The organism is Psychrosphaera aestuarii, from assembly GCF_017948405.1.
GTDB lineage: Bacteria > Pseudomonadota > Gammaproteobacteria > Enterobacterales > Alteromonadaceae > Psychrosphaera > Psychrosphaera aestuarii.
In genome coordinates, this window is sequence record NZ_CP072844.1 from 347075 (window position 1) to 372927 (window position 25853).

Here is a 25853-nt window from a genome sequence, read left to right on the forward strand (position 1 = left end):
CTATTTGTTATTAAGCCACTTTGCAGCGGATTTAGCAAAATACGTTAAAATACCATCTGCGCCGGCGCGCTTAAACGCGAGTAAAGACTCCATCACTACAGGTTCTTCAGCAAGCCAGCCATTTTGAATGGCAGCCATATGCATGGCATATTCCCCACTCACTTGGTAAGCAAAAGTAGGTACTTCAAACTCAGTTTTAACACGTCGAACTATATCCAAATATGGCATGCCAGGCTTAACCATAACCATATCTGCACCCTCTTGTAAGTCTAATGCTATTTCTCGCATAGCTTCATTTGAATTTGCAGGATCCATTTGATACGTTTTTTTATCCGCACCCTTTAAATTACCAGCTGAACCAACAGCGTCGCGGAATGGACCGTAATAACTAGAGGCGTACTTTGCGGAATAAGCCATGATTTTTACATTATGAAAGCCGTTATCCTCAAGAGCCTGTCGAATTTCACCAATTCGGCCATCCATCATATCTGAAGGTGCAACAACATCCACGCCCGCTTCGGCATGAGAAAGCGCTTGTTTCACCAGAGTTTTGGTTGTCACGTCATTTAAAACGTAGCCGTTATCATCAATGATTCCATCTTGCCCATGGACGGTAAACGGATCGAGAGCAACGTCTGAGATTACGCCGATATCAGGAAATGACTCTTTAACAGCTTTAATCGTTTTTTGAGCTAAACCCTGCGGGTTATAGGCTTCTTCTGCAAGTTCAGTCTTTTGATCAAGAGGCGTAACCGGGAATATGGCAATCGCAGGAATGCCAAGCTCAACCAGCTCTTTAACTTCGTCTAATAATAAATCAATGGATAAGCGCTCAATACCAGGCATAGACTCAATAGTTTCACGTCTATTTGTTCCCTCTAGTACAAACATTGGATAAATTAAGTCGTTTACTGTAACTGAATGTTCTTGCATCAGGCGACGAGAAAAATTATCGCTACGCATTCTTCGCATGCGGATGTTTGGAAACTGACCTGTACTTTTATCTAACATTACTTATTCCTCTATTTTTTGAACTACAACGCAGTTACGACCTTGGCTTTTGGCTGCATAAAGAGCCTTGTCGGCACACTCGACAAACTGCTCAGGGGATAAGTTATGCTCTTTCCCCGTACATGCGACACCAAGGCTTACCGTACACTTTACGTTACCAGATGATGTAGCGATTGACGCACTTTCGATATTTTCTCTAACTTTTTGCGCTAACATGTCAGCACCAGAAATTTCAGTATTTGGCAGTAAAATAGCGAATTCTTCGCCACCATACCTAAATACTTCATCAGAAGAACGGTTTAGCAATTCTTCAGCAATGTGAGCGACCGTTCTAATGACTTCGTCACCAGCAACGTGTCCGAATTTGTCATTGACCGACTTAAAGTGATCAATATCAAACATAATCAATGAAAGTGGTGACAACTCTCGTCGTGAACGTCTTATTTCAGCTTGAATTCGTTTGTCAAAGTGACGACGGTTATGAATGCCTGACAAAGCGTCTAATGTATTTATTTTTTCTAGCTCAGTATTTCTATCTTCAAGCTCACGTAATGTTAACTGTAACTCTAAATTTTGTTCTGCCAGCTGGGTTTGCAAATCATCTGTTAATTCCACATCGACGTCGTTAATTTGTAGTGTGGTATTTTTGTCTCGTTCTATTTGTCTTTTAATCATGCTTACAGAAAGAATGCTTACGATGACTAACATAGCTAGTTGTAATAAGTCTAAATTAGTAAATGGTAAGTTAGCTTGAGTAAAGCTATTTACTGCTATAAAAAGCATGGTTGCGAGTAACACTGCAATCCCTAAATTTAAGTCTTGATCTTCGTGAACGCCCTGCTTCCAGAGCCAAAATCCGGAATATATATGAAAACTACAAATAACTATCGCGGCTGCCATTATTAAATACAGACCCCATTGGTAACTCAGATAAAAAGTTAATGGGATAATCAGTACAGAGGCGATAGCAATAAACAAAAAACTACGAGTTAATGGGTGTTGTTCATAGACACTGCTAATGTAATTTCGCGCTAATAAAGCCGAGCAACCCATAGCAATACAGCTAAATAGAAATACCGCATGTTGCTGCATTAACGGATAGTCTGGCCATATATAGTGAAACGCATAACCATTCATGGTTAAAGTAATCATCAAAAGAGAAAGCATTAGAAACGCATCAAGAATCGCGTTTTGAGACTGACTGAAAACATAAACAATGACATATGCAAATATCGCAGCGAGAATAATACCAATAAATAGGCCAGCCATCAGACGGTCATAGTTTTCCTGTTGCTGAAATACTTCTTTTTGCCACAACACTAAGGGAAAGTTAACAGTCCCTTCCGATTGAACCGCGATATATACTTCTATCGTTTCACCAGCCAAGAGTGACACTGGAATGACAAATGATTCTTGTAATACAGGGCGCAACTTAAAGTTATAGTTATCACCTAGATTTTGAACACTGCGTACCTTGCCATTATTTAAAATGTAAAAAGTAACGTTGTCTAACAAGGCATTATCTAGTTCAACATACAAAGACGTTGGATTAGGATTTCGGTTGTTTAAACCAAAACGAAACCAATGAACGCGTTGATCGTAACCTAACTTGATGAAGTCTTCAGTTAATGAGCTCCAACCTTCTATAGGTGGAGCTTCAAGAGGATCGTCATTGCCAATGTTGTACTCGACATATGGAACTAAATTGACAGAGCCCTTGTTTAAATCAATTTGATACGGGACGGGTTCAGCCGTCGAAAAAAATGACAAGGCAACAAAGATAAAGATAACGAAGTTACGCATGGCTTTTGCCGCCCTTAATAATTATTTACGAGGCTTTACTAAAGTAGCTAAAAACAAACCTAACTCAAATAATAACCACATGGGTATCGCGAGTAACGTTTGACTAATTACATCTGGCGGCGTTAGCAACATCCCAAGAATAAACGCGCCTACCACCACAAATGGACGTTTTTCTTTTAATTTCGCAACTGTAGTTACACCAGCCCAGCAAGAAACAAAAACAACAATCGGGACTTCAAACGCTAAACCAAAAGCAAAAAATAATTTTAGAATAAAATCTAAATAACTGCTTATATCTGTGGCAATGGTAATGCCCTCGGGAGCAACACTGGTAAAAAACGCAAACACAATTGGAAAAACAATAAAGTATGCAAAAGCGATCCCGCCATAGAACAAGAAAACCGACGAAAAAAGTATTGGCCCAGCAAGTTTTTTCTCATGACTATAAAGTCCTGGCGCAATGAACCCCCACATTTGGTGAAGAATTATTGGAAACGCCAACATAATTGAAAACATGAATGCCATTTTAAAAGGTGTAAAGAAAGGGGCTGCGACATCAGTAGCAATCATGCTGGCACCATCGGGCAATACGTCTAAAAGTGGTTGTGACACCTGGGTGTAAATATCGTTAGCAAAATAAGCTAAGCCGAGAAAACAAATTAATACAGCAAGCACAGAACGAATTAAACGTTGTCGAATTTCAATAAGGTGTTCTATCAGCGGAGAGCTTGGAGTTGTCATGCTTTAGGTTCGTTTGTGTTAGTGACTGGATCGTTCGGCTTATTAATAATTTGCTTATCATTATCTTCAGCAACTGATGCTGACTCATCAATAAAGTTGGGGTTTACACTTTTAGCCGCTGCTTTAAGTTCATCAACAGAGTTTTGTAGTTCAGGTGACAGCCCCGTTAAACCACTTTTTTCTGCTTCTTTTAAATTTTGATGAAGCTCATGAATACGCAATTGTTCGTTAACCTCTGCCGACAAACCTTGAGTCATTTGTGACAGCTTTCGTTTCATTTCAACCAATTTTCTAAGCGCACCAGGAAGTTTATCGGGACCTAAAACTATAGTGCCTACAATTGCTATAACGATAAATTCCCAGAAGCCCATATACTACTACTTATCCGTTTCTTTTTTAGCTTCAGCTTTAAAGTCTGCGTCTTTAGTTAGTTGTTCTGACGCATTATCTTTGTTTTCTATAGGGGGTTCATCATTCACTGACTTTTTAAAACCTTTTATGGCAGAACCAAGGTCTGTGCCTATATTTTTTAATCGTTTAGTTCCAAACAAAAGAACCACGATTGCTAAAATAATCAATAGTTGCCAGATACTTATGCCACCAAAACCCATAATAAACCCCTTTTAAAAAATTCCTGCTATTATAAAGTGATATTAGACCAAATCATATGTGTATGACTCACTTTAACGCTGATAATTAATGGATACTATGTATAAATATAACCTACAAGGATTGGTAGTTATAGTTCTATTATTGTTCTGTAACAAAAGTACATCAAAACAGCTTTTTGCAGTAGATGTTGATTCAACAGATACATGTATTTCCTCACCTAAAGAATCGCAAACTGACAACCATAAAAACCCTTTGAATCCGTGCCCAACCGCAACTGAAAAGTTAACAAAAAGTGCAGTAAAGGGTGAACAACAAGCCCTTGATGATGTGTCCCGAAAATTCCAAGAAAATCAGAAAGAAGAACGATTAAAAGTACTATTTGTTGACGTGAACTCAATGATGGAAACCGTTGGCTCATCTATGGATTGGACGGCTAATTGGATCGACAGTAAATTTGCCGAAACCGAGCAAGGCAAAAACAAAGCTAAAGCATGGGGGCACATAAACATTGGTTGGGAGCCTCGACAGGGGGAATGGTCGAATTTACCGGTAAAATTTAGAGTAAGAGCAAAATTACCTAACTTAGAAAATAAAGTAGAACTTATATTGTCGGATAACGAACAAGAAGATCTCAATAGCTTACCTTATGAGACAGTGCGTCCGGAGGCGCTAAAGTCCAGTCAGCGATCGCTTGGCGCAGCTGTGCGGTTTATGCATGCAAGTACAGAGCACCTGTCTAGCTCCTCGCGTATCGGTACCGGCGATGGGCAAATGTATGTTAGATCTAGCATTACTTACAATGAAAAGTTTTGGTCAGATAAACTGATCATAAATCTGCAACCGTCTGTTGAATACTATTATTCCGATGGTCTAGCGGGGCGACTTTTAATTGATACTGCTTACGCCATCAATCTAAAAAATGAGCTTAGGTTTAGCTACCTACTTCAAGACCGAGAAAGTTACGAAGCGGCGACTTGGCGTAACGGTATATATTCCATTTCAGCATTAACTGATAAAACAGCGTTAATTATTGGTGCGACGGCTGCTGGAGTTGTAGAGCCCGATTATCGGCCGGAGTTTTACAAATTCAGTGTCCGTATTAGAAAAAAAGCCATTCGTAGTTGGATATTTTTAGAATTTGAACCGTTTGTAGAGTTTAATAGAGCTAGGCTGGTGGATGATCCAATAAATGGCCATATTTATGGTGATTTTGAGCGGGATATAGGTGTTGCGCTCCGTTTTGAAGCGCATTATGGATTTCACTAAATTAATTACGCAGTTTCCATGCATTAATTACCGCTAATATGGCTAGTAAACAGTCTGCAGTAAACCATCTAATATCGCCGTTCACATCGGCAAATAAAGTTATTAGCAAAACTGCCACAGAACTGAGACTAAAAATGCATAAACGCGTAAGAAAACGCTGTTGTTGATGTTGCATCAGTTTATATTCCGTCACAAAGTCTTGTTTGACCTGCGGAAGACTCTCAATACTTTTTAAACTGCTGAAGACCAACTCTGGCATTTGAGGTGCTTTTTCAAGCCAATATGGTAGGTTCTGTTTGGTATGCTTTAAGAAAGCTTTCACGCCCATTTGTTCGTTAACCCAGTCTTCCAAAAACGGCTTCGCGGTCTCCCACAAGTCCAATTGAGGGTAAAGTTGCCTTCCTAACCCTTCTACATAAAGTAATGTTTTCTGGAGTAGAACAAGTTGCGGTTGAACTTGCATTTCAAATTGGCGAGCAGTATCAAATAACCCAATAAGCACTTGAGCAAATGAAATATCTTCAAGCGGCTTGTTAAAAATTGGCTCGCAAACAGAACGAATGGCCATTTCAAACTGTTCTACATTAATATGGCTTGGAACCCAGCCTGATTGCACATGCAGTTGAGCCACTTTTAGATAATCACGATTAAAGAACGCAACAAAGTTTTCGGCTAAGTAACGCTTATCTTCTGAGTTAAGAGTACCGATAATGCCAAAATCAATACCTATGTATTTTGGATCAGACGGGTTTTCACGTGATATAAAAATGTTACCAGGGTGCATATCAGCGTGAAAAAAACTATCTCGAAATACCTGAGTAAAAAAGACACGAACGCCACGTTCTGCTAACTTCTTTAAATCAGACCCTTGTGCATGAAGCTGCGCGATATCGGATACAGGAATACCATAAATGCGCTCCATCACGAGTACATTCTGCGAGCAGTAATCGCTATATATTTCTGGAATGTATAAATCATCTGACTGGTCAAAGTTACGGCGTAGCTGTTGTCCGTTCGCGGCTTCTTGTTGAAGATTTAGTTCGTTTAAAATGGTCTTTTTATATTCTTCTACAACTTCCACGGGACGAAGTCGCTTGGCTTCTTTTAGAGCCATATCGACTAAATTTGCAAATCCAAGCATAAGTGCAACATCGGCCTGAATTAACTTATCGATATTAGGTCGAATAACTTTGACAATAACTTCTTTATTAATAGGCTCTTCGGTACTACCAACATTAATCGTCGCCGTGTGAACTTGTGCTATCGAGGCTGAAGCTAGAGGTTTGACATCAAAGTCGGTAAACAAGTCTTCGATATTTGCTAAGCGCAAATCCTTTTTTATCGTATCAATGGCAAGACTTGAGTCAAAAGGTGGTACTTGATCTTGTAACTTACTCAGTTCAAAACTCAATTCTACAGATAGCAAATCCTTGCGGGTTGAAAGCATTTGCCCAAACTTAATCCAGACGGGACCAAGGCGCTCTAACGCAAGTCTTAGATTAACGTGTTCAGATTGTGACGCTGACACTTTCGGATACCAAAACAGCAAAGATAATCCAGCTCTCACATACCAAGGTATAAGTTTTTTAGGTATCAGCGCAAAAATTCTGAAGTATAAAAAAGTGTGAAAAATTTGAAAGAAGCGAATTAGTCTCACATCTTTTCCTTAATAGAGTTTAATGATGCTATTAGTTTTTCGGTGCGCGCAGAAATTAAATCTACTTGATTGGAAAATAGCTCTACTTCAATACTACTTGGAACCACTTTTAGCTCCTCAGTAAGTGCTGTTTGAACAGTATAGTCAAGGTCAACTTGCTTACGCTTAAGCGTATCAACAGCTTTTTTGCCCGAGCTGAACACCTTGTGTGTGAGACCGTCACCTAAATAAGAAGAGCACCATTCTTGCCAATCAATACCGTTGTCCATAAACAAAGCTGAAAACTTTTGGGCGACACTTAGTTCACCTTCAAGTTCTAGCAAATCTTGCTTTATTAGTGAGGTAATTTGAGTTGCATCCGAGAGCTTCTTTAAATGTGACAATTCAGTTTTAACAAAACAATCTCTTATTGAGGTTTCGCTAGACAGTCTAAGTTTGCCGTTATAAACACTCAAATTAACAGACAATTTGATGTCGGTTAACTCAACACTTAATGATTTACCCTCAAGCGAACCAAGTTTATCTGCAGCAGAATGATCATGTGCGAGCGCTTTATTGAGCGCAGGTTCCGCAATAGAAAATAAGGCCTGCTGCACTAAAATCAAAACTTAAATCCTTTGTGCAAAGCAACGATACCGCCCGTTAAGTTGTGATATTCAACTTGTTCAAACCCAGCTGTTTCCATCATCGACTTAAGAGTATCTTGATCTGGGTGCATGCGGATTGATTCTGATAAGTACTGATAGCTATCTTTGTCGTTTGCAATAACGCCACCCATCGTTGGTAATATATTAAACGAATAAAAGTCGTATGCTTTATTTAACCAGTCCTGCTGAGGTTTAGAAAACTCTAAAACCAATAAACGGCCTCCTGGCTTTAATACTCTAAAAATCGACGCAAGTGCATTATCTTTATTTGTAACATTTCGTAAACCAAACGCGATAGTGACAAGGTCAAAAGTATTGTCAGCAAAGGGTAATGCCTCAGCATTAGCTTGCACGTATTCAATGTTACCGACATAACCTTTGTTACGTAATTTTTCTCGACCAACTTTAATCATGGAGTCATTAATATCGGCAAGAACAACTTGGCCAGTAGAACCAACAATGTCACTGAACTTGCGGGTTAGGTCACCAGTCCCGCCAGCTAAGTCTAAGACTTTATTTCCAGGTCGAACGGCACTAGCATCAATTGTAAAGCGCTTCCAAAGACGATGAACGCCAAACGACATTAGGTCATTCATAATGTCATATTTAGCTGCAACCGAATGAAAAACACTCGCGACCATTTTTTCTTTGTCGTTTTTATCTATGGTTTGGTAGCCGAAATGGGTCTTGCCTGATGATTCATTGTCAGTTTTCATTTGATCTTCACGTCATACTGGAATAAGTTGTCGTTAGTTTACTGAAATGTTGGATGAATACCAAATAACAGTGACGAAGAAATGTAATACTATTGTTGTTTATGCTTGGTTTAGAATAAATATCTTTAATAATTGTAAAGTTATTTGCTAGACTTATTTTTGACGAATAAATTTTGAGCGAACGAATGCGAATTTTGGTTGTTTTTGTAACCATGCTGTTTAGCATATCCCTTGCCGATGCAAATCAGCAGGCTTTGTTGCGCGTGCAATGGCAACAGCTTTCGCTTCAAAACAATCTTTTATCTGACGCTGAAAAGTTAGAACGTATCCAAGCATTAAGCTCACTTATCTCGCTGAATAAAAATTCTCCAACGCAAGTTGTTCAAACCCCACTAGAACTTTTTGAAAGTGGCGAAGCAACAGAAGCCGAGCTCGCCTTCTCAAAATGGATAATGGCAAAGAAGCTTGGTTTACCAGCGGAGCAGTTTCGCTTGGTATACGTACAAAATAAAGAAAACTTGTCTAGACAGGTTTGGTTAGCTTGGTTTGGTGACGATCAAGTAAAATTAATAACATCATCGGACATTATTGAGCGTTCAAGCTCAGTAAAAAAATATCAATCAGAAGTAGAAATCATATCTGTTGTTGATCCTGAACACATTTTAACTAGCCGTAACAATGCTCGCGTGACAAATGGTGCACAACAACTCACTATTATTTAAGATAAATATCGCAGGGATTTATGAAGTTATCACGGCAATTAGTTGTTATTCAAAGTGTCATCATTGCACTTTTAGTTATTGGATATGCGTGGCTTTCATTACTTAATATTCGTCAGTTAACGATTCAAGAATTAGTTAATCAATCTAATACATCCGTTCAATATTTAGTTGCCCCCATTCAACAAGCCGTTATAGAAGGTAATGAAGCGGCCTACAAATCGAAAATTGATACGTATTACGATTCTGGTAACTATTCTAGAATTTCACTTTTTGGTAACGATGATTTAATGCCTAGGTTGTATGAACGAAACGACTTAGATCAAACCGCGCAAGTTCCTATCTGGTTTATAAAACTTTTTCCGGTTGACCCTATTATAGGCAAAAAAGAGATATACCAAGGGTTAGATCGATTAGCCTACTTAGAAGTTCAAATTCATCCATTCGCGTTTTATCAATTTGTTTGGAAGCAATTTGTCGATATTATCGTGGTTACCGTATTTGTTGCATTGGTTGCGTGGGCACTTGGTTTTGCATTAATCAATATTGTTTTGCAGCCTATTATTGCAGTAAAAAGACAAGCTGCAGCCGTGACCAATAAACACTACCCGCAGATTACTAAGCACTCAGGAATTGCTGAATTTGAGCAACTTATTGAAGTGCACAACACTATGACAAATCAAGTAAAAGCACTATTTTCACAGCAGCAAAAGCAATTAGACAGCCTGAAAGAAAGTTTGTACCACGAAGCAAGTTCAGGTTTACCTAATCGTGAGTATTTTCAACTTACGTTATCCGATTTTCTTAATCGAAAAAATGAGCGATTAATGGGTGGATTGGTCATGATCCACTTACATGATATTACTAAGCTTAGGCATGAAGAGAGCTTTTCTGCTTACCAAGAGGTGGTCGAGTACGTCATTAAGGTGGTTGAGCGCGTAACCGGTATGGGTAAAAATGCGCCACTGTTTCAGCTTAATGAACAAGACTTTGCGCTTCTTTTATTGCATCAAGGTACATCAGAAATCCTTGAATACAGCAAGCTTATTGTAAGGCAGCTTGAAGATTGTGAAGCGTTAAATCAACTCGGTGGATGTTATTTAGGGGCCAGTGAGATATTGGAGCAAGATACGCCTCAGTCAATCACAACAAGAACGGATGAAGCGTTAAAACATGCTAAGAAGGCGGATAAACGTTTCTACATGGATAAGTCTAGTGGCGAGTCTAATAGCAATGCACTTTTCAAATCCAAAGAAGAGCTGATTCACGCAATAAACAAAGCTCGAATAGAGTTTTTTGTTCAGCCTGTTGTCGACCCAGTTTCTAATGAAAAGTTATTTACTGAGTTATATACCAAGCTTTCTGTCGACGAAGTGACTCTCTCATTACCTCAACTACTTATTCTGGCTGAGAAGTATGAAGTAACGGAAAACCTTGATAAGAAAATACTATTAGAAGTGCAGAAACATTTTCAGCTTGGTGCGTTAAATGGAAAAATATCAATTAATGTATCAGCATTCTCGTTTCATTCTGTGGCGTTTCAAACTTGGCTCTTTGCTTGGTTGTCTGAAGAGCCTGATGTTGCAAAAAGTATTATCATGGAATTTGATGAAATTGATTTAGCACACACCACACAGGCGCGTGAAATTAGCTATAAGTTGGCCAACAATGGTGTAGAACTAGCGATTGATCATTTTGGTCGTGGTTCTAGCAGTTTGTCACGTTTTTCAGATATGAAACTACATTGGTTAAAAATTGATAGCCGTTATATCCAGAAAGATTTGACCAATACTAATCGTGATTACTTAAAAATGATCTGTGAGCTGGTGGACAAATTAGGAGTGAAAGCAATTATTCCTAACATCGAAACTGATGAGCAAGTGACTTTGGCGCAAGAGGTTGGTTGTGCTGGTATTCAGGGCTTTAAAATCGCGAAACCAGTGTCTATATTTGAACAGATTTAGTCAACAAAAACGCGATTTCGACCTGTTGCTTTTGCCATTCTAAGAGCAGAGTTTGCGCGTTGTATTGTGCCATCAAGGCCAAGTTTGTCATTAAACTCTGTAACACCTAGTGATACAGTGATCTTAGGCAGTTTTTCTTTGCTCTTTGCATTTACAAATTGCAGTTTTTCTACACCAAGTCTAACTTTTTCTGCGACTTCTTTAGCCGCTTGTTTTGATGTCTCAGGAATAAGAACCAAAAACTCTTCACCACCAGTTCGAATTGGTAAACCAGAATCTGAAACATAACTTTTAACTTTCTGGGCTACTTTGGACAAGATGACATTACCGACGGTTACGCCATAGTTATCATTAAACTGTTTAAAGTGATCTAGGTTTATAGCAATGGCAGCTATTTTTGTAATATCATTTTCTAACCACATATCAACAGTTGCGTTCATTACGCTTCGGTCAAATAAGCCGGTCAGCTGATCAAGTTTACGACTTTCTTCAACTTCGTTAATTTGTTGTTGTAAGGCTGCAGTTCGCTTTTGCGCCTGCTTTAATGCATTCACTAAAACCTTTTGCGCACTTTTCATCGAAGAAGTAACTTTTAATAATCGTTCAATGACTTGTTGAGACGTTTGAATATCACTTTTATCTAATAGTAATAAACCTTCATCAAGCATAGTAATGTAATTTGACGTGTCTTTTTGCGCTTTCGAGGCGTGTCGGGTTGTTGCGTCGACAACGGCATTTATATCTTTTACTAAAGCGCCTTGGTTATCATCTGCAACGAGCAAGTGTCTTTGAAATAAAGACTCCATAAGGAATGAGTCGATTGTGCGACCAGATTTGATATCAGAATCAAGTTCACGATTTAAATCTGCGTTCGAGTCAGCGACATATTCATAAACCACACTGTAGTTTATAGGACTAGCTGGCAAGCGATATTGCTTTAAAAAACCCAAAGCTTTTTGAAGCTTTTGGTCTGCTTGCTCCATAGTATCCTGATATTTCATTAAGTACCGACTCCGAAACGACTAACTAAAATGCTTCATGGGGATTGCAGTGGAATATGTATATACAATCTCAATTACACAAGAATATTTTTATAGGTTAGGCTAGTAAACTAAATTCCTTTTATTTTCAGGTCAAGGAAATACTGTAATAATCAGTGTTTAATTCTATATTTTTACAAAATGCACAATAAGAGAATAAATGTCAGTACTAAAAGCGCGCAGTGATGCTCAAAAGTTAGCCAAAAAGCAAGCGATCATAGACGCAGCCAATCAGCTTTATAGCCAAGGTGACCTTCCTTCTATCCAGCAAATAGCAAACCAAGCCGGGGTCGCAAAAGGGACCGTGTACCTTTATTTCTCATCAAAAGAAGGCATATTTTTAAATATATATGAACAATTGTGGATAGACTGCGTTAATAGTTTTGAGCGTGTTGAAAAGCCTGAACGATCATTTAAAGGTTCTGAAAAATCAACCTGTCACCTTTTGCCAGTTGTAAACTATTGGCTAGAAAACCCCAGGTTTAGTCGCCTACTAGCAATGAAGGATGCGCTTCTAATGCCGAGTCTTTCTAAACAAGAGTTGGCTGAATTTAATCAAAACTGTCGAGATGTGCTGTTAAAAAAGGCGCGACAAATATCGTTAATAAATGTGGACTCAGTGCGCATAAATGAATATGCCGATCTAATTGATTTAACAATAAAGTTAATCCAATTGGTCTGGCTACAAGATTCTATGTATGATACTCAGCTCCCTGATAAGCAGAGCTTTTGTCGAAACGTAGAACAAGTCGTTGCTCCTCATTGGAATTGCTTTCAAGACAAGAACGAAGCCAACAAGCCTAGGCGCAAAGGTTGGCGGTCTTTATTAGGAACATCGAAAAGTTAATTAACAGGAGAGTAAAAATGAAGTCGGGTGTTACGTCTGTATACTTTAAAAAAGCCGTTATATTAGTTATCTCTATGTTGTTAATGTCATGCGCTACCGTTAATTCTTCAGCTAGCAACAGCAATAAAGCATTTCAAGTTACAGCCGATCAGGTGTGGCAAACCTATCTAAAAGCAAACCCGTTAACGGCAAGCTACTTTGGAGACTCTGATAGTGCGGCAAAACTGCCAGACCTATCCCCTGAGGGAATCAAAGCAAACCAACAATTATTAATTGCCTTGCTTACTGAATTAAAAACATTTGAACGCTTAGCTTTATCTGAACAGAATCAAATTAACTTACAGATATTAACTCATCGTCTACAAAACGATTTAGATCAAATAAAGTTCAAAAGCCACTATATGCCATTAACAGCGGAAGGTGGATTTCATACTTCACTTGCTTTTTTACCGGCCAATACCAAACTCTCGTCTACAACGGATATAGATAATTACCTGCAAAGACTTAAAGCCTTCAAAGTATATTTTGAGCAAAACATATATTGGATGAAAGAAGGCATTAAAATTGGCTATACGCAGCCACAGATAGTGCTAAACGGCTATGAGCAAAGTATCGATGGCTTGATTGCCAGTGACCCTTCAAAAAGCATTTTTTACCAGCCATTCGCTAAGTTGGACTTTCTTGCAGAAAGTGAACGCCAAGAGTATCAGCAAAAAGCGAAATCGGTTATCAGACAGTTTGTAAATCCCGCATACCAAGCGTTTCGTGATTTTATGATTAATGAATATACCCCGAACGCTAAGCGCTCTATAGGGATTAATTCGATACCAAATGGCATTGCGTATTACCAAAATCGGGCTAAACACTACACCACAACAGAGCTGACGGTAGAGCAAATTCATCAACTTGGTTTGGATGAGGTTGCTCGTATACGCTTAGAAATGGCAAAAGTGATAGAACAAGTTGGGTTTGAAGGAAGTTTCAGCGAATTTTTAAACTTTTTAAGAACCGATCCTCAGTTTTATGCAACATCGCCAAAACAACTGCTGATGGAAGCGAGTTATATTGCTAAAAAAATGGATGCAGAATTACCTAAACTGTTTCAATTGCTACCTAGAACACCTTATGGCGTTGCGCCTGTGCCTGAACACATCGCCCCTAAATATACGACGGGTCGATATGTCTCGGCGGCAAAAGATATCGATGCCGGATACTATTGGGTAAATACTTATGCCTTAGATAGACGCCCTTTGTATGAACTTGAAGCGTTAACTCTTCATGAAGCCGTACCGGGTCATCATTTGCAAATCTCGTTAACGAGAGAGCTTGAAAACACGCCAAAATACCGCTCGTCATATTATCTTTCTGCGTTTGGAGAAGGTTGGGGACTGTATTCGGAGTGGCTTGGGCTCGAAGTGGGATTTTATCAAGACCCTTATTCAAACTTTGGCCGACTGACATACGAAATGTGGCGGGCCTTAAGGTTAGTGGTTGATACCGGTATGCATATTAAAGGCTGGAGTAGGCAGCAAGCGATTGATTATATGACTCAAAATAGTGCACTATCCGCACATAATATCCAAACGGAAGTGGATAGATATATATCGTGGCCTGGACAAGCCTTGTCGTATAAAATCGGTGAAATCACGATTAAAAAGCAGAGACAAAAAGCAGAACAGGCATTAGGCGCTAAGTTTGATGTAAGAGCTTTTCATTACCATGTCTTGAAAAATGGCTCGGTAACACTATCTCAGCTTGAACGACAAGTTCAAGATTACATCAATACAGTAAACAAAAATTAGAGAGTAAAAGGAATCTGTCGTGGTAGTAAATAAATTTACCCGATTCTTATGGAAGCAATTTAGCCAAATCACTTGGCCAGCTTTAATAACACTACTTGTGTTGCACGCCACGCTTAGTTGGACACTGCTAAGGTGGGCAAATGAGTTATCGTTACTTGAGTTTCATGAGTATCTATATTATTACGTCGTAACGACCAGTACGGTAGGTTATGGCGATTTAAGCCCCGCGAGTGAGGCTGGCAAATATATTGTTGCACTGTTTCAAATCCCTCTTGGTTTAGCGATTTTTGGAGCGCTGTTAGGGAAAATGGGTCAATCGATTAGTAAGGTGTTGAGGCAAGTTATGACTGGTGAAAAAGATTTTCGTTATTTAGATACACATATCTTAATTTTTGGTTGGCATGAGCGCCGAACACCAAAAATAATTGAGCATATATTAGGTGACAATAAGCGCATGCAACGAAAAATACTACTTTGTGTTACCCAAGACATGCAACACCCATTTTATGACAACAGTATGGTTGAGTTTGCTAAACTTAAATCCTTCACTGACAACGATGAGTTAGATCGTGTTGCGGCTAATCATGCTGACAGAGTGATTGTGGATTGTGAAAATGATGATATGACGTTCACTACAGCACTCAAGCTCAGTAAAATCATTGCAGATGACTGCCATATATCGGCTTATTTTGATGAAGATGAAAAGGTAGAAATGCTAAAAAACTACACAACCAATGTAGAAGCCAATTCGTCAAGAACCGCAGAAATGCTGGTTCGCTCAATGCAAGACCCAGGAAGTAGCAAACTGCTTGAAGAGATGATGTCGACGTTGTGTGGTGAAACGCAGTTTTCTACTGAGGTTCCAATTGATGCCCCAATTAGCCAATTTGGACAATTATTCTATTATTTAAAACAGCAACATAATGCAATTTTACTTGCGGTAGCAAAAGATCGAATTGGTATGGAAATGAAATTGAACCCAAGTAACGATTTCGAAATTCAACCAGGATCTGTTATCCACTACGTATCAAAACAACGTCTTATGGCAAATGAAATAGATTGGCACGCTGCCTGTAAGCACGCCATAAATTAGGGTTACAAATGAGTAAAGTGTTAGAAGATTTACTAGGGCATTTAGCTCTAGAAAAAATTGAAGAAGGCCTATTTAGAGGTCAGAGCCAAAACCTTGGTTTTGGTAGAGTATTTGGTGGCCAAGTTATTGGGCAGGCATTGAGTGCAGCAAAAGAAACCGTCGAAGATAGGTTTGTTCACTCATTTCACAGCTACTTTTTACGTCCAGGTGATGACAAAAAGCCGATTGTCTATGATGTGGAAAATATTCGTGATGGTCGCTCATTTAGCACCAGACGAGTAAGAGCGTTACAGTATGGTAAGCCAATCTTTTATATGACAGCGTCATTTCAAACTGAAGAGGTTGGCTACGAGCACAGCCCTGAAATGCCAAATGTTGCGGGTCCAGAAGGACTAAAATCCGAACACGAGTTTTTCCAAGAAAACATCGACAAAATACCCGGCACTTTGCGATCTATTATTGCAGGTGAAAAGCCAATCGAAATCCGCCATGTTCAAGTAAATGACCCGTTTTCGCCACAGAAAATGCCGGGGCGCCGTCAGGTCTGGATTAAGTCCAATGGCAGTCTTCCGGATGATGAGCGTATTCATCGATATCTATTGGCTTATGCGTCTGACTTTAACTTTTTACCGACGGCGCTATTCCCTCATGGTCGCAGTCACATCCTGCCAGACATGCAAGTGGCTACGTTAGACCACTCAATGTGGTTTCATCGTCCGTTTAGAATGGATGATTGGATTTTGTTTGATATGGACAGTACTAGCGCTAGTGGCGGTCGTGGGCTAGTTAAAGGTCAGTTCTTTAATCAAAAAGGTGAGCTTATAGCCTCGGCGATGCAAGAAGGGGTTATTCGAGACTATAAAGCGTTTCCAAAAGATTAGTGAGTGCCAGTGGTTCAACTAACTAAAACATGGGATTGCTAATAGTACCGTTGAGTATTATTAGAATTAGCATACAAAAAAGCCCCAGACTATTGATAGTCTGGGGCTTTTTATTAAACAGTAATAAGTGTAGCTAAACTTAAAACCCGTTCTATTTAAAAGTAATTAACCTAATGATTGCAACGATTGCAAAATGTCAGATTCTAACAACGAGTTAATTTGATCTGCCGCTAACTTGCCATCATCAGTAAGGTGCATAAGGCCAGCTTCATCTGTATGCACATATTTTTGCTCTTTTAAACATGACACAAAGCTAGAGATGATTTTCTTATCAAAATATTCAGGTGCTTTAATGTCATGCAGAGTTAATAGTCGTTTAGCAAGCTTCAAACAATCGCTTTCTAGCTCGCCACGTTGAATACCGTGAACTTGTTGGATGCGGTTGAACGTTAATGCATAGCGCTGCAACGTATCTTTCATTATTTTGGCTAATAAACTCAGCTGCAAACTACCCATAGAAGAACGGTTTTTAATCGAAATAAAGTCGTCTTTCGTTTCTATAATATCGTTGTCAGTAAAGTAATTTAGTGTTTTCTCTACGTACCCATCAACATCGCTGGTGGTAATAAACATCTCGTTTTTTAACAATGGCAGAATATGTTTAACCTTTTGTTGAATCAACTCTCGAGTTGTTTTTCCGGCATGAGTAAGCTCTGCCGCAACGATAGCCGCGATCGCAAATAGATGAACGACGTTATTGCGATAGTAACTCATCAATATCGCATTTTTATTGTCTAACTTAATGATTGTGCCGTACTCATCACTGTCCGAGTCTACTTTTTCTAATAAAATAGCTTCATCAATTATCTCTGATGCTGATTCACTTGGCGTTTTAACTAAGTTTGAATATGGCACTGATGTTTGCAGGCCAATATAAAATTCAATTAACGACTCCATTTCAACACGAGGAAGCGCATGGCTGTCAGAAGTTAACAGTGCTAACGCCGATAAATTAACTGTGTTTAATACAGCGGCATCATTTATCGAGCCCATGACTTTATTTGCCGTATGATTGACCACAGGCGTTAACCAAGTTGGCTTTACAACATCAGTTGGATTGATGAGTGAACGCCACTCTGGAGCTTGATCATTTAAAATTTCATTTAGACTGATAGGTTCACCAAAATTTACATCACCGTGTCCGTAATTCTTAAGATTTTTTAAGGCTTTAAAAATACCAAAAATAGACTCACTTTCTTTGCTTTTGCCTTTGAGTTCGCTCAGATACGTATTCACTTCCATCACATGTTCGTAACCAATATAAACAGGCACTAACGTGATTGGGCGATCAACACCACGTAACATAGATTGGATCGTCATCGCTAACATACCGGTTTTAGGTGACAACAAGCGTCCAGTTCTAGAGCGTCCACCTTCTGTGTAGTATTTAACCGGATAACCCTTAATAAAGAGTTGTGAAAGATACTCACGGAAAACCGCCGAATATAATTTGTTGCCTTTAAAGCTGCGTCGTAAAAAGAAAGCGCCAGCTTTTCTAAAAATAGGGCCTGCAGGCCAGAAGTTCAGGTTAATACCAGCGGCAATATGCGGTGGAACAAGTCCTTCATGGTAAATAACATAAGTAAGTAACAAGTAATCCATATGGCTACGGTGACAAGGCACATACACAATCTCATGGCCTTTTTGCGCCAAATCTCTTAGCTTGTCGGCATTGTGGACACGAATGCCATTGTATATTTTGTTCCAAACCCAAGTTAAAACGCGAGAACCCATACGAATATAATTTTCGTTGTAATCACCTGCGATTTCTTCCAGTAGTTTTTTAGCATTAGCTTTGGCTTCATCTAGAGAAATGTCTTTATCTTCCATTTCCTCCTGTAACGCTTTTTTTAATGCGGGGCTAGCCAACATACTATTAAAAAAGGCTTGGCGAGCCATTACTTTTGGGCCTGTTGCTACAATTCGCTGGCGTTCAAAGTGAATTCGCGCCACGCGTAATAGCTTATGAGCTGTATCTTCAGACGTACCAAAGTCGTTAACCATTTTTTGTAGAGATACCGGCTTACTAATACGAATAAAACTATGACGACCATATAAAAGAACGATCATCATTTTTCTAAATGGAGTAGTTTGTAATTTTTGCGTAATGATATCCATTAAGCGCGTTTTACGATTGCTGTTTTTCACCGTGCCAGGGTTTCTTCCCCAACAAATCATTACCGGGACAAATTGTATATCTTGTCCGGTGCGCTCAACCAACTCAAGCATTGCCTGACCGGTTTTTAAAGCGCGTTTAGCATGGTGTTTCTCATTCATAAAAATAGAGTCAACGGGCTTTACACCAATAGTGCGTTTTACTGACTCACCTTCAATGTCGATTTTACCAAATGGTGAAGGTAGGTTAAGGCGTTTAGCCGCTTGTTTTAAGGCTAACTTATCCGTGTACGAGTTAGTCATAAGGACATAAGAAATCGGTTTGCTTGAATCAATACCGTTCTCGGTATTTTTCTCGTCTGTGACTAGTTGTGTGCGGATAAACGGACGAGTTAACCAGTACATCAATACATTTAAAATGGACATAAAAACCTTAATACAAAAATGAAAGCAACGGGGGATTTTAACAAAGGTTAACTAAAATCCCACCATTCTTATTAATTTTATGTTGCACAACCGGAATGCCTGTATATACTGACAGTTATGTTACTGTATGGAAAAACAGATGATGCGCCCACTTACTGCAAGACAATCAGAAATTTTAGACTTAATTAGAGATTCAATTACCTCAACAGGAATGCCACCTACACGAGCGGAAATTGCTAAAACCTTAGGCTTTAAATCAGCTAATGCTGCTGAAGATCACTTGAAGGCATTAGCAAAAAAAGGCTTTATCGAAATGCTTCCTGGCACCTCTCGCGGCATTCGATTAACTGAAGAAGTGGCCAATGACGATATTGGTTTGCCATTAGTGGGTAAAGTAGCGGCTGGTTCGCCAATATTAGCTATGGAACACGTTGACCGACATGTAAATGTTGATCCTGGTATGTTTTCACCAATGGCCGACTTTTTATTGAAAGTTGAAGGTGAAAGTATGAAAGATATTGGTATTTTAGATGGTGATTTGTTAGCGGTGCATAAAACGCAAACTGCTAGAGATGGCCAAGTTGTTGTAGCAAGAGTTGAAGAGGATGTAACGGTTAAACGACTAGAGCGCAAAGGTAGCCAAGTAATTCTCCATGCAGAAAACCCAGAGTTTGACCCAATCAAAGTAGACTTAAACTATCAAGACTTTGCCATTGAAGGATTGGCGGTAGGCGTAATCAGAAACTCATCTTTGATGTAACCGAACAGATTAATTTATTTAAGAGTTGTTAAAATCAACTTATTTTAGAAAACTCTTTTAATAGCCTGATGGGCGGTGACATGCCGTCCACTAGCTTATCCTCATCAATTGCATCAAGTATATCTTTTATAATTTGTAGGTTTTTTGGCTTCTCGCAATCCAGATTCATCATGTTCATTGACCAACGACTAAATAATCTGAAGTTTGCTGGTTCAAAGTAAACTTTTTTAACTTTGTGATGCCTATCGTCGAGCTGAATTTTTTTGTACAAACTTAAAATTACCTTCATATCTCCTTCTAAAACTTGGAGAAAAACGCCACCGTTGTAAATCAAGTTTCCTGTTACATCTAAGTTTGTATTGTTACTTTTTGCTTTTGTTAATAATTGACTTAACTTTTCGTCACTAAAGGCTTTTGTTGCTCTGCTAATATAGACTAATTGATAAAGGCTCATTACTTCGAATCCTATTTATTGGAGTTGTCATAAGCATAGTTAAAAACAAGCAATGTTGCCGATAAATTGTCGAAGTAATTATTATCGTTTAGCTATTGGTTCTGGGATTGTGATTTGATGCTAATTGCTCGCTAGTCGACTTCTCTTTTTCTACAAACTTAAGCCATTGAGTAGCCATTTTTTGAACATTTTTATATTCCGCCGCCATATTTAATGCGTCGATGGCAGCTTCAAATTCTTTTAAGTTAAAGTGAGCCATACCAAGGGCGAGATATAAATTACCGGGATTTGATAGTTGACCGCGCTGTTCTGCTTCAAATGCAGCACTGATCACTTCCCTATATTTTCCTTGCTGAAGTCTAATTTCGGCTATTTGCTGGTGGGCGATACCAGTATCTTCTAATGCAGATAGTACTTCTAAAGTCTCTACAGCTTTATCGTATTCTTTAGCGGTTAACCATGCTTGTGATAAAAACTTAACGTTTTTTACGTTTTTGATTAATACATTTTGGTCAATTCCCTGCTGCATTACCAAGGCCGCTTTGTATGGTAAGCCATTAAAGTAATATATTTGAGCAAGATTTCTAAAGTCGGATTGCTTAGAAATATAACCTTGCTGATAGGCAGCTTCTAATACCGCAAGTTGTTTATCTTCGGCACCCGTTTCGCCGTACATGCCAGCTAATTGCACCCAGTATTCAGGCTTGTTAAAACGGCGTACCATTTCTTCTAAAATTGAGGCCACTTTTTTAGGTTGTTTTAACTCGAAATAGGCGGCGCGTTGCAGTACAAACCAGTTTTCTTTTGGTTCAACTTCCTGAGCTTTTGCTTCCGCTAAAGCCAAATCTATATATTTAGCCGCAGCCTTGTAGTCTTTGCCTTGATAGCTTGCTTGGGCTTTAAGTACATTATTCTTAACCGGGATCTCACCTTCGTTAATGCTTTCCCAGCGTTCTAAAAATGAGATGGTTTTCGTGTATTTTTCGCTAGCCATGGCCAGCTGTGCTAACGAGAAAAGTGTACTTTTTTCTAGTGATTCCGGAATAGGATCTTGAGCGATAACTTGTTCAAAAGCGGACATTGCTTCAGCCATTCGCTCTGCGTTGTAATATATAAAGCCATAAAAGTTATACATCATGGCGGTTTCGTAGCTGTTTAAACTGCCTGATTTCGCTTTTACGGAGTCTAATACTTCTAATCCACCTTTTACGTCACCATCATCAGCAAGTTGCTGTGCTCTTGCTAACTGGCTATATACTCGTGAGTTTAATGACGGCGTACGCTTTCGCTTTTGTTCCGCGTGCGCGTTGGCAAAATCAACACTAGGTACAATACCAACAAATGAGCTGCCTAAAAGTAGACCCGTTGCGATGAGAGAGGACGTAATAAGTGTTTTCACAGTAGTTGCTCCGAATTATCCGTTAATTTCAAAAGTAATGCGGTTTTGTACACCACTTACTTCCGTTGCTTCGCCATTGACTACGCGAGGCTTATATTTAAACTTAAGGGCTGCGTCTAAAGCTGCTTGATTGAACAAACCTTCAGGGTTTGCTTCTATCACAATAGGTGACTTAACTGCGCCGGTTTTATCCACCACAAATTCAACAATTACGTAGCCTTCAATACCGCGCTGTAAAGCTCTGCGAGGATATACTGGCGATACTTTAACGATTGGTAAATATTCACCATCGCCTGACTCGAGTGCTAATCCACTTTGTAAAGCCATATCACCACTAACATCTGCGCTAAAATCAAAACCAGCGTCACCTGCATCTGCAATGTCCGGAGACATTTGAGGTTGCTCCATCGGCGGTGGAGGTTCTTGTGGCTGAGGTGGCTTTTTCGGTTTACGATCTTTCTTTTGGACGGTTTCTTCAGGCTTTAAACGAATAAAGTCTAAAACGCTGCCTTGTGCCGGATCAGTCATTGCTGAGTCGCCCGACTTAATCAGCGCCTGCATACCGTAAAACAAACCCGTTGTGATAATTGCTGCAATAACAACGGCCGTTAAAATACGAGTGAACATAATAGGTTTCCTAGCTTTCTAGCGCCGCAATAGAGACGTCAAACGCGCCCGCTGCTCTAGAGGCATCCATCACCTTAATTAACGTTTCAGTTGTCGCTTTTTTATCAGCTTGAATCACCACTGAACCTTGCGGGTTTTCAGCTTTTAGACGTTCAATGTTTGCTTGTACTGCACGAACATCAACTTGACGTTTATTAATCCAAATTTCACCTTTATCAGAAATAGCCACCAAGATACTGGCACGTTCTTTTTTAACAGCGGTTGCAGCTTCAGGTCGGTTAACATCTATACCTGCTTCTTTCACAAACGAAGCGGTGACAATAAAGAAGATCAACATGATAAAAACAACATCTAACATTGGTGTTAAATCAATGTTCTCTTGCTCTTCTTCTTGCATCAAATTGGCTAATGGCGCTCTCATTTTATTCTCCTAACAAATGCCTGGACCCTAGTGGTCCATCGGCAAATGGTCTTCTAATAGTTCAATTTCACGTTTGGTTTTGCGTTGCACCCATGTGTTAGCAAAAACCCCTGATAATGCTCCAACCATGCCAGCCATTGTTGGAATAGTGGCTTTTGACACACCACTCGCCATTGAGCGTGCATTTCCGCTGCCGCTAATCGCCATTACATCAAATACTTCAATCATTCCGGTTACCGTACCTAGCAAACCCATAAGCGGACATAAGGCTACAAGTGTTGCTATGAGTGGCAAGTTAACCGTTAATTTTTGTTTTGCTCTGGCAATGTAAGCTTGTCTAATTTGCTCAGCATTCCAAGAGTCTCTTTCACTTCGAGTTTTCCAGCGGCGAATTAACTCGCCTTGATATTGTTTGTAACCGCTAAGCGTGTATAAAACGCGTTCTAAAATTAACAACCACATTACAAAAATCATTGCTGCGATGGCGCTGAGAACAACGCCACCCGTGTCCATAAACTCTCTAATTGCTTCTAAAGTCTCTGTGAAAAACAACACAGTGCACTCCTTGGTTGCGATACGTTACAGTTTGTCACTCGTCGATGAAGCAGACGGTTTAGACTCAGCGTTAGATTGCTTTTCAGAACGCTCTGCTATAATGCCGGCGCTTTGTTCTTGTAATACAAACAAGATGTTCTTACTGCGTGTATTCAACATGGTAGATAAAACAACCGTTGGAATAGCGACAACAAGGCCAAGTACAGTAGTCATAAGTGCTGTTGAGATACCGCCAGCCATTAATTTCGGGTCGCCAGTACCAAACAAGGTGATGGCTTGGAAAGTTTTGATCATACCGGTTACGGTACCTAGCAGGCCCAGTAGCGGAGCAATTACCGAAACAATTTTAACTAAGGTAAGATTACGAGTGATCTTTGGCATCTCGCGCAGAATAGCTTCGCTTAACTTAAGCTCTAAGGTATCGAATGAAACATGCGGATACTGATCTTTAACTTTTAAGATACGGCCCAGAGGATTGTCATCTTTAGGCGTATCTGTTTTCATTTGGCGTTTAACTTTTGCACTGATTAGGCTTAGTGACACAAAACGCTCAAAGGCAATTAAGAAAGCGATTAAACCAATACCAATAATGATATAACCAACGGTACCGCCTTGGTCTACACGCTCTTTAGTGCTAGGCGCTTGAACTAAAAGGTTTAATATTGAACCGCCTGTAGGGTCTAGTGCAAAAGGAACGATTTCATTGTTTGAAGACTGCAGTTCGGCTGCGGTATCAGTAAAGCGTCCTGTCGGTTGGCGAACAAGCTCTGCAACTGTACCTGTTGTTGGCGACACCGTAAGGTATTTCCCGTCAGCAACTAATGCAAAAGCACCCACACGAACCACTTCTTTGTTAACTTTAGCTCCGCCGGCTTCAACCACATCAGTCTCAAAACGAACCACTTTGCCTTGTTCAGTCATTTCTTTTTGAAGTTGGAACCAAACTTGTTCAATTTGCTCAATTGAAGCAAGCTTTGAAGAGCCACCCATGCTTTGAGCTAGTTCTTCAAAAAATACATCTCTTCCAGGGAATTGAGCAGAAACGTTAGAAGTTTTAAGTTTACTAGCGGTATCGCCTGATACTTGCTGTAAAACACCAAACAGCTCTTTAAGAGAGCCCATTCTTTTATTCAGCGCTTCTGAAACATCCGCCAGTTTAAATTCGTTTTGTTCAAATTCGGTTTCAAGCTTTTCAGACAATGCTAATGCATCATTTTTTTCTTTATTCGCTTGATTTAGCAAGTCCGTTTGCGCTGCTTTTTCTGCATTAAAACGAGCTTCACGATTTTTATTTTCTTGAGTTTGATTTAGCTTACCTTTCTCAAGTTGTTGCAGTAGTTGATCTAAATTTAAAGCCGCTGGTGTAGCTTGAGCACTCACTGAAAAGGCAAGTCCTGCGCCTAATATAGCCAACAAAGTTGGTTTAAATAAGTTAATCATTTTGTATAAACCTTTCTAATTTTACTATGTGGTTACGGCGCTGCTTTTATTGGCATAACCAATAAATCAGGTGCTAGTTGTTTTTTCGCCATTCTCAGGCCTTTAGTGATGTGCATACGAAACTCATCTTCGGCTTGTTGCCAGCTTTTTGTTTGGTTATCCCATACACCAGCAATAGAACCGTCGCGAGTGATGTACATCAGAGCAACACGGCCAATTCGTAAAAAATCGACATCACGTTCCTGACCATCAACGTTAATTAAGCCGGAGTAAGCTTCTATGCTACGTCCGTAACCCATTTCAACTTGATAAGCTTCCAATACACGACGAAACTTTTCTGAAACAGCAACGTCGGCTCTATCCATCATGTTTTTTAAATTAGAAACACGTTCTGCACGTTCCGTTGGTAGGAAAGGAACGTCTAGCTCAACAAATTGCTGAAGACCATCAATCATTCGGATCATTAACGGAGTAATTTGACGTTCAATAACGGAGACACGGTCAATATCGGCATTCAAAGACTTCATTTCGTCGTACTGACTTTGAAGCTGCTTTTGAAGCTGTGCGTTGTAAATGTTTAGGCCTTCAATTTCTTTATTGACCATTTGGTATTGTTGAAACTTTGTTTGTGTTTGATCGGCAATACCATTAATTTTTTGTTGTGAAGTCACAGCAAGGCTAGATATTTCTTTACCGGCTTTTATTACGGGTTTCAGGTCGTTAGCTTGGACAGCAAAAACAGTATTTAAGGCTAAAGCGCCAGTAATTACCGCTAAATTGAACCGTTTCATTTAATT

Annotated in this window: 25 protein-coding genes; 8 read left to right on the forward strand and 17 right to left on the reverse strand. The window is 39.5% G+C overall.

Going from position 1 to position 25853, the window contains the following annotated elements; translation table 11 throughout:
- Genes hemB through tatA form a run of 5 tightly spaced genes read right to left on the reverse strand, consistent with a single transcriptional unit; the run spans position 1 to position 4166 of the window.
- Positions 1–1011: a porphobilinogen synthase gene (gene hemB, locus J9318_RS01690; protein WP_210560783.1), complete on the reverse strand. Its 1011-nt coding sequence runs from the start codon at positions 1009–1011 to the stop codon at positions 1–3.
- Between the two features lie 3 nt (positions 1012–1014).
- Complete coding sequence (locus J9318_RS01695) at positions 1015–2814, reverse strand: sensor domain-containing diguanylate cyclase (protein ID WP_210560784.1); 1800 nt, start codon at positions 2812–2814, stop codon at positions 1015–1017.
- A 21-nt stretch (positions 2815–2835) separates the two neighbouring features.
- Positions 2836–3555 (reverse strand): twin-arginine translocase subunit TatC, encoded by a 720-nt coding sequence (tatC, locus tag J9318_RS01700; protein ID WP_210560785.1) that lies wholly within the window; start codon positions 3553–3555, stop codon positions 2836–2838.
- A complete protein-coding gene (tatB, locus tag J9318_RS01705) occupies positions 3552–3926 on the reverse strand; it encodes a Sec-independent protein translocase protein TatB (RefSeq protein ID WP_210560786.1) in 375 nt (124 codons plus the stop codon). Before tatB ends, tatC begins: the two co-directional genes overlap by 4 nt.
- Positions 3927–3932: 6 nt before the next feature.
- Positions 3933–4166: a Sec-independent protein translocase subunit TatA gene (tatA, locus tag J9318_RS01710; RefSeq protein WP_210560787.1), complete on the reverse strand. Its 234-nt coding sequence runs from the start codon at positions 4164–4166 to the stop codon at positions 3933–3935.
- A gap of 97 nt (positions 4167–4263) precedes the next feature.
- On the opposite strand from tatA, the gene J9318_RS01715 reads away from it, so the two are divergent.
- Positions 4264–5433, forward strand: coding sequence for a hypothetical protein (locus J9318_RS01715; RefSeq protein WP_210560788.1), 1170 nt, complete (start codon positions 4264–4266; stop codon positions 5431–5433).
- Between the two features lies 1 nt (position 5434).
- Here the strand turns inward: J9318_RS01715 and ubiB are convergent, their stop codons facing one another.
- The 3 genes from ubiB to ubiE are packed head-to-tail and all read right to left on the reverse strand — an operon-like array spanning position 5435 to position 8453.
- Positions 5435–7090 (reverse strand): ubiquinone biosynthesis regulatory protein kinase UbiB, encoded by a 1656-nt coding sequence (gene ubiB, locus J9318_RS01720; RefSeq protein ID WP_210560789.1) that lies wholly within the window; start codon positions 7088–7090, stop codon positions 5435–5437.
- Complete coding sequence (locus J9318_RS01725) at positions 7087–7686, reverse strand: ubiquinone biosynthesis accessory factor UbiJ (RefSeq protein ID WP_244731988.1); 600 nt, start codon at positions 7684–7686, stop codon at positions 7087–7089. Before J9318_RS01725 ends, ubiB begins: the two co-directional genes overlap by 4 nt.
- A 5-nt stretch (positions 7687–7691) precedes the next feature.
- Entirely contained in the window at positions 7692–8453 is a 762-nt protein-coding gene (ubiE, locus tag J9318_RS01730) for a bifunctional demethylmenaquinone methyltransferase/2-methoxy-6-polyprenyl-1,4-benzoquinol methylase UbiE (RefSeq protein ID WP_210560791.1), read from the reverse strand.
- Between the two features lie 185 nt (positions 8454–8638).
- Here ubiE and J9318_RS01735 point away from each other — a divergent pair, with 185 nt between their 5' ends.
- Complete coding sequence (locus J9318_RS01735; protein ID WP_210560792.1) at positions 8639–9175, forward strand: hypothetical protein; 537 nt, start codon at positions 8639–8641, stop codon at positions 9173–9175.
- 20 nt (positions 9176–9195) lie between these two features.
- Positions 9196–11136: a bifunctional diguanylate cyclase/phosphodiesterase gene (locus J9318_RS01740; protein WP_210560793.1), complete on the forward strand. Its 1941-nt coding sequence runs from the start codon at positions 9196–9198 to the stop codon at positions 11134–11136.
- Here J9318_RS01740 and J9318_RS01745 read toward each other — a convergent pair.
- Positions 11133–12137 carry a GGDEF domain-containing protein gene (locus J9318_RS01745; protein WP_210560794.1) on the reverse strand — a complete coding sequence of 335 codons (1005 nt, stop codon included), beginning with the start codon at positions 12135–12137 and terminating at the stop codon, positions 11133–11135. The genes J9318_RS01740 and J9318_RS01745 overlap by 4 nt on opposite strands.
- A 199-nt stretch (positions 12138–12336) precedes the next feature.
- On the opposite strand from J9318_RS01745, the gene J9318_RS01750 reads away from it, so the two are divergent.
- Genes J9318_RS01750 through tesB form a run of 4 tightly spaced genes read left to right on the forward strand, consistent with a single transcriptional unit; the run spans position 12337 to position 16799 of the window.
- On the forward strand, positions 12337–13023 hold the full coding sequence (locus J9318_RS01750; RefSeq protein WP_210560795.1) for a TetR/AcrR family transcriptional regulator: 687 nt from the start codon (positions 12337–12339) through the stop codon (positions 13021–13023).
- Between the two features lie 17 nt (positions 13024–13040).
- Positions 13041–14825: a DUF885 domain-containing protein gene (locus J9318_RS01755; RefSeq protein ID WP_244731778.1), complete on the forward strand. Its 1785-nt coding sequence runs from the start codon at positions 13041–13043 to the stop codon at positions 14823–14825.
- Between the two features lie 19 nt (positions 14826–14844).
- On the forward strand, positions 14845–15918 hold the full coding sequence (locus J9318_RS01760; RefSeq protein WP_210560796.1) for a potassium channel family protein: 1074 nt from the start codon (positions 14845–14847) through the stop codon (positions 15916–15918).
- 8 nt (positions 15919–15926) lie between these two features.
- The gene (gene tesB, locus J9318_RS01765; RefSeq protein WP_210560797.1) at positions 15927–16799 is read left to right on the forward strand and encodes an acyl-CoA thioesterase II; all 873 of its coding nucleotides are present in this window, start codon (positions 15927–15929) and stop codon (positions 16797–16799) included.
- 165 nt (positions 16800–16964) lie between these two features.
- Here tesB and plsB read toward each other — a convergent pair whose 3' ends face one another.
- Complete coding sequence (plsB, locus tag J9318_RS01770; protein WP_210560798.1) at positions 16965–19400, reverse strand: glycerol-3-phosphate 1-O-acyltransferase PlsB; 2436 nt, start codon at positions 19398–19400, stop codon at positions 16965–16967.
- A 142-nt stretch (positions 19401–19542) separates the two neighbouring features.
- Here plsB and lexA point away from each other — a divergent pair, with 142 nt between their 5' ends.
- On the forward strand, positions 19543–20160 hold the full coding sequence (lexA, locus tag J9318_RS01775) for a transcriptional repressor LexA (protein ID WP_210562327.1): 618 nt from the start codon (positions 19543–19545) through the stop codon (positions 20158–20160).
- A 34-nt stretch (positions 20161–20194) separates the two neighbouring features.
- Here lexA and J9318_RS01780 read toward each other — a convergent pair whose 3' ends face one another.
- From J9318_RS01780 to J9318_RS01810, 7 genes are all read right to left on the reverse strand, one after another.
- Positions 20195–20614, reverse strand: coding sequence for a BLUF domain-containing protein (locus J9318_RS01780; RefSeq protein ID WP_210560799.1), 420 nt, complete (start codon positions 20612–20614; stop codon positions 20195–20197).
- An 88-nt stretch (positions 20615–20702) separates the two neighbouring features.
- Positions 20703–22013, reverse strand: coding sequence for a tetratricopeptide repeat protein (locus tag J9318_RS01785; protein ID WP_244731782.1), 1311 nt, complete (start codon positions 22011–22013; stop codon positions 20703–20705).
- 15 nt (positions 22014–22028) lie between these two features.
- Positions 22029–22640: an energy transducer TonB gene (locus J9318_RS01790; protein ID WP_210560800.1), complete on the reverse strand. Its 612-nt coding sequence runs from the start codon at positions 22638–22640 to the stop codon at positions 22029–22031.
- A 10-nt stretch (positions 22641–22650) separates the two neighbouring features.
- Positions 22651–23061 (reverse strand): ExbD/TolR family protein, encoded by a 411-nt coding sequence (locus J9318_RS01795; protein ID WP_210560801.1) that lies wholly within the window; start codon positions 23059–23061, stop codon positions 22651–22653.
- Between the two features lie 27 nt (positions 23062–23088).
- Positions 23089–23616 carry a MotA/TolQ/ExbB proton channel family protein gene (locus J9318_RS01800; protein ID WP_210560802.1) on the reverse strand — a complete coding sequence of 176 codons (528 nt, stop codon included), beginning with the start codon at positions 23614–23616 and terminating at the stop codon, positions 23089–23091.
- 24 nt (positions 23617–23640) lie between these two features.
- Positions 23641–25053, reverse strand: a complete 1413-nt coding sequence (locus J9318_RS01805; RefSeq protein WP_210562329.1) for a MotA/TolQ/ExbB proton channel family protein — start codon at positions 25051–25053, stop codon at positions 23641–23643.
- A 35-nt stretch (positions 25054–25088) separates the two neighbouring features.
- The gene (locus tag J9318_RS01810) at positions 25089–25847 is read right to left on the reverse strand and encodes a DUF3450 domain-containing protein (RefSeq protein ID WP_210560803.1); all 759 of its coding nucleotides are present in this window, start codon (positions 25845–25847) and stop codon (positions 25089–25091) included.
- Positions 25848–25853 lie beyond the last annotated feature (6 nt).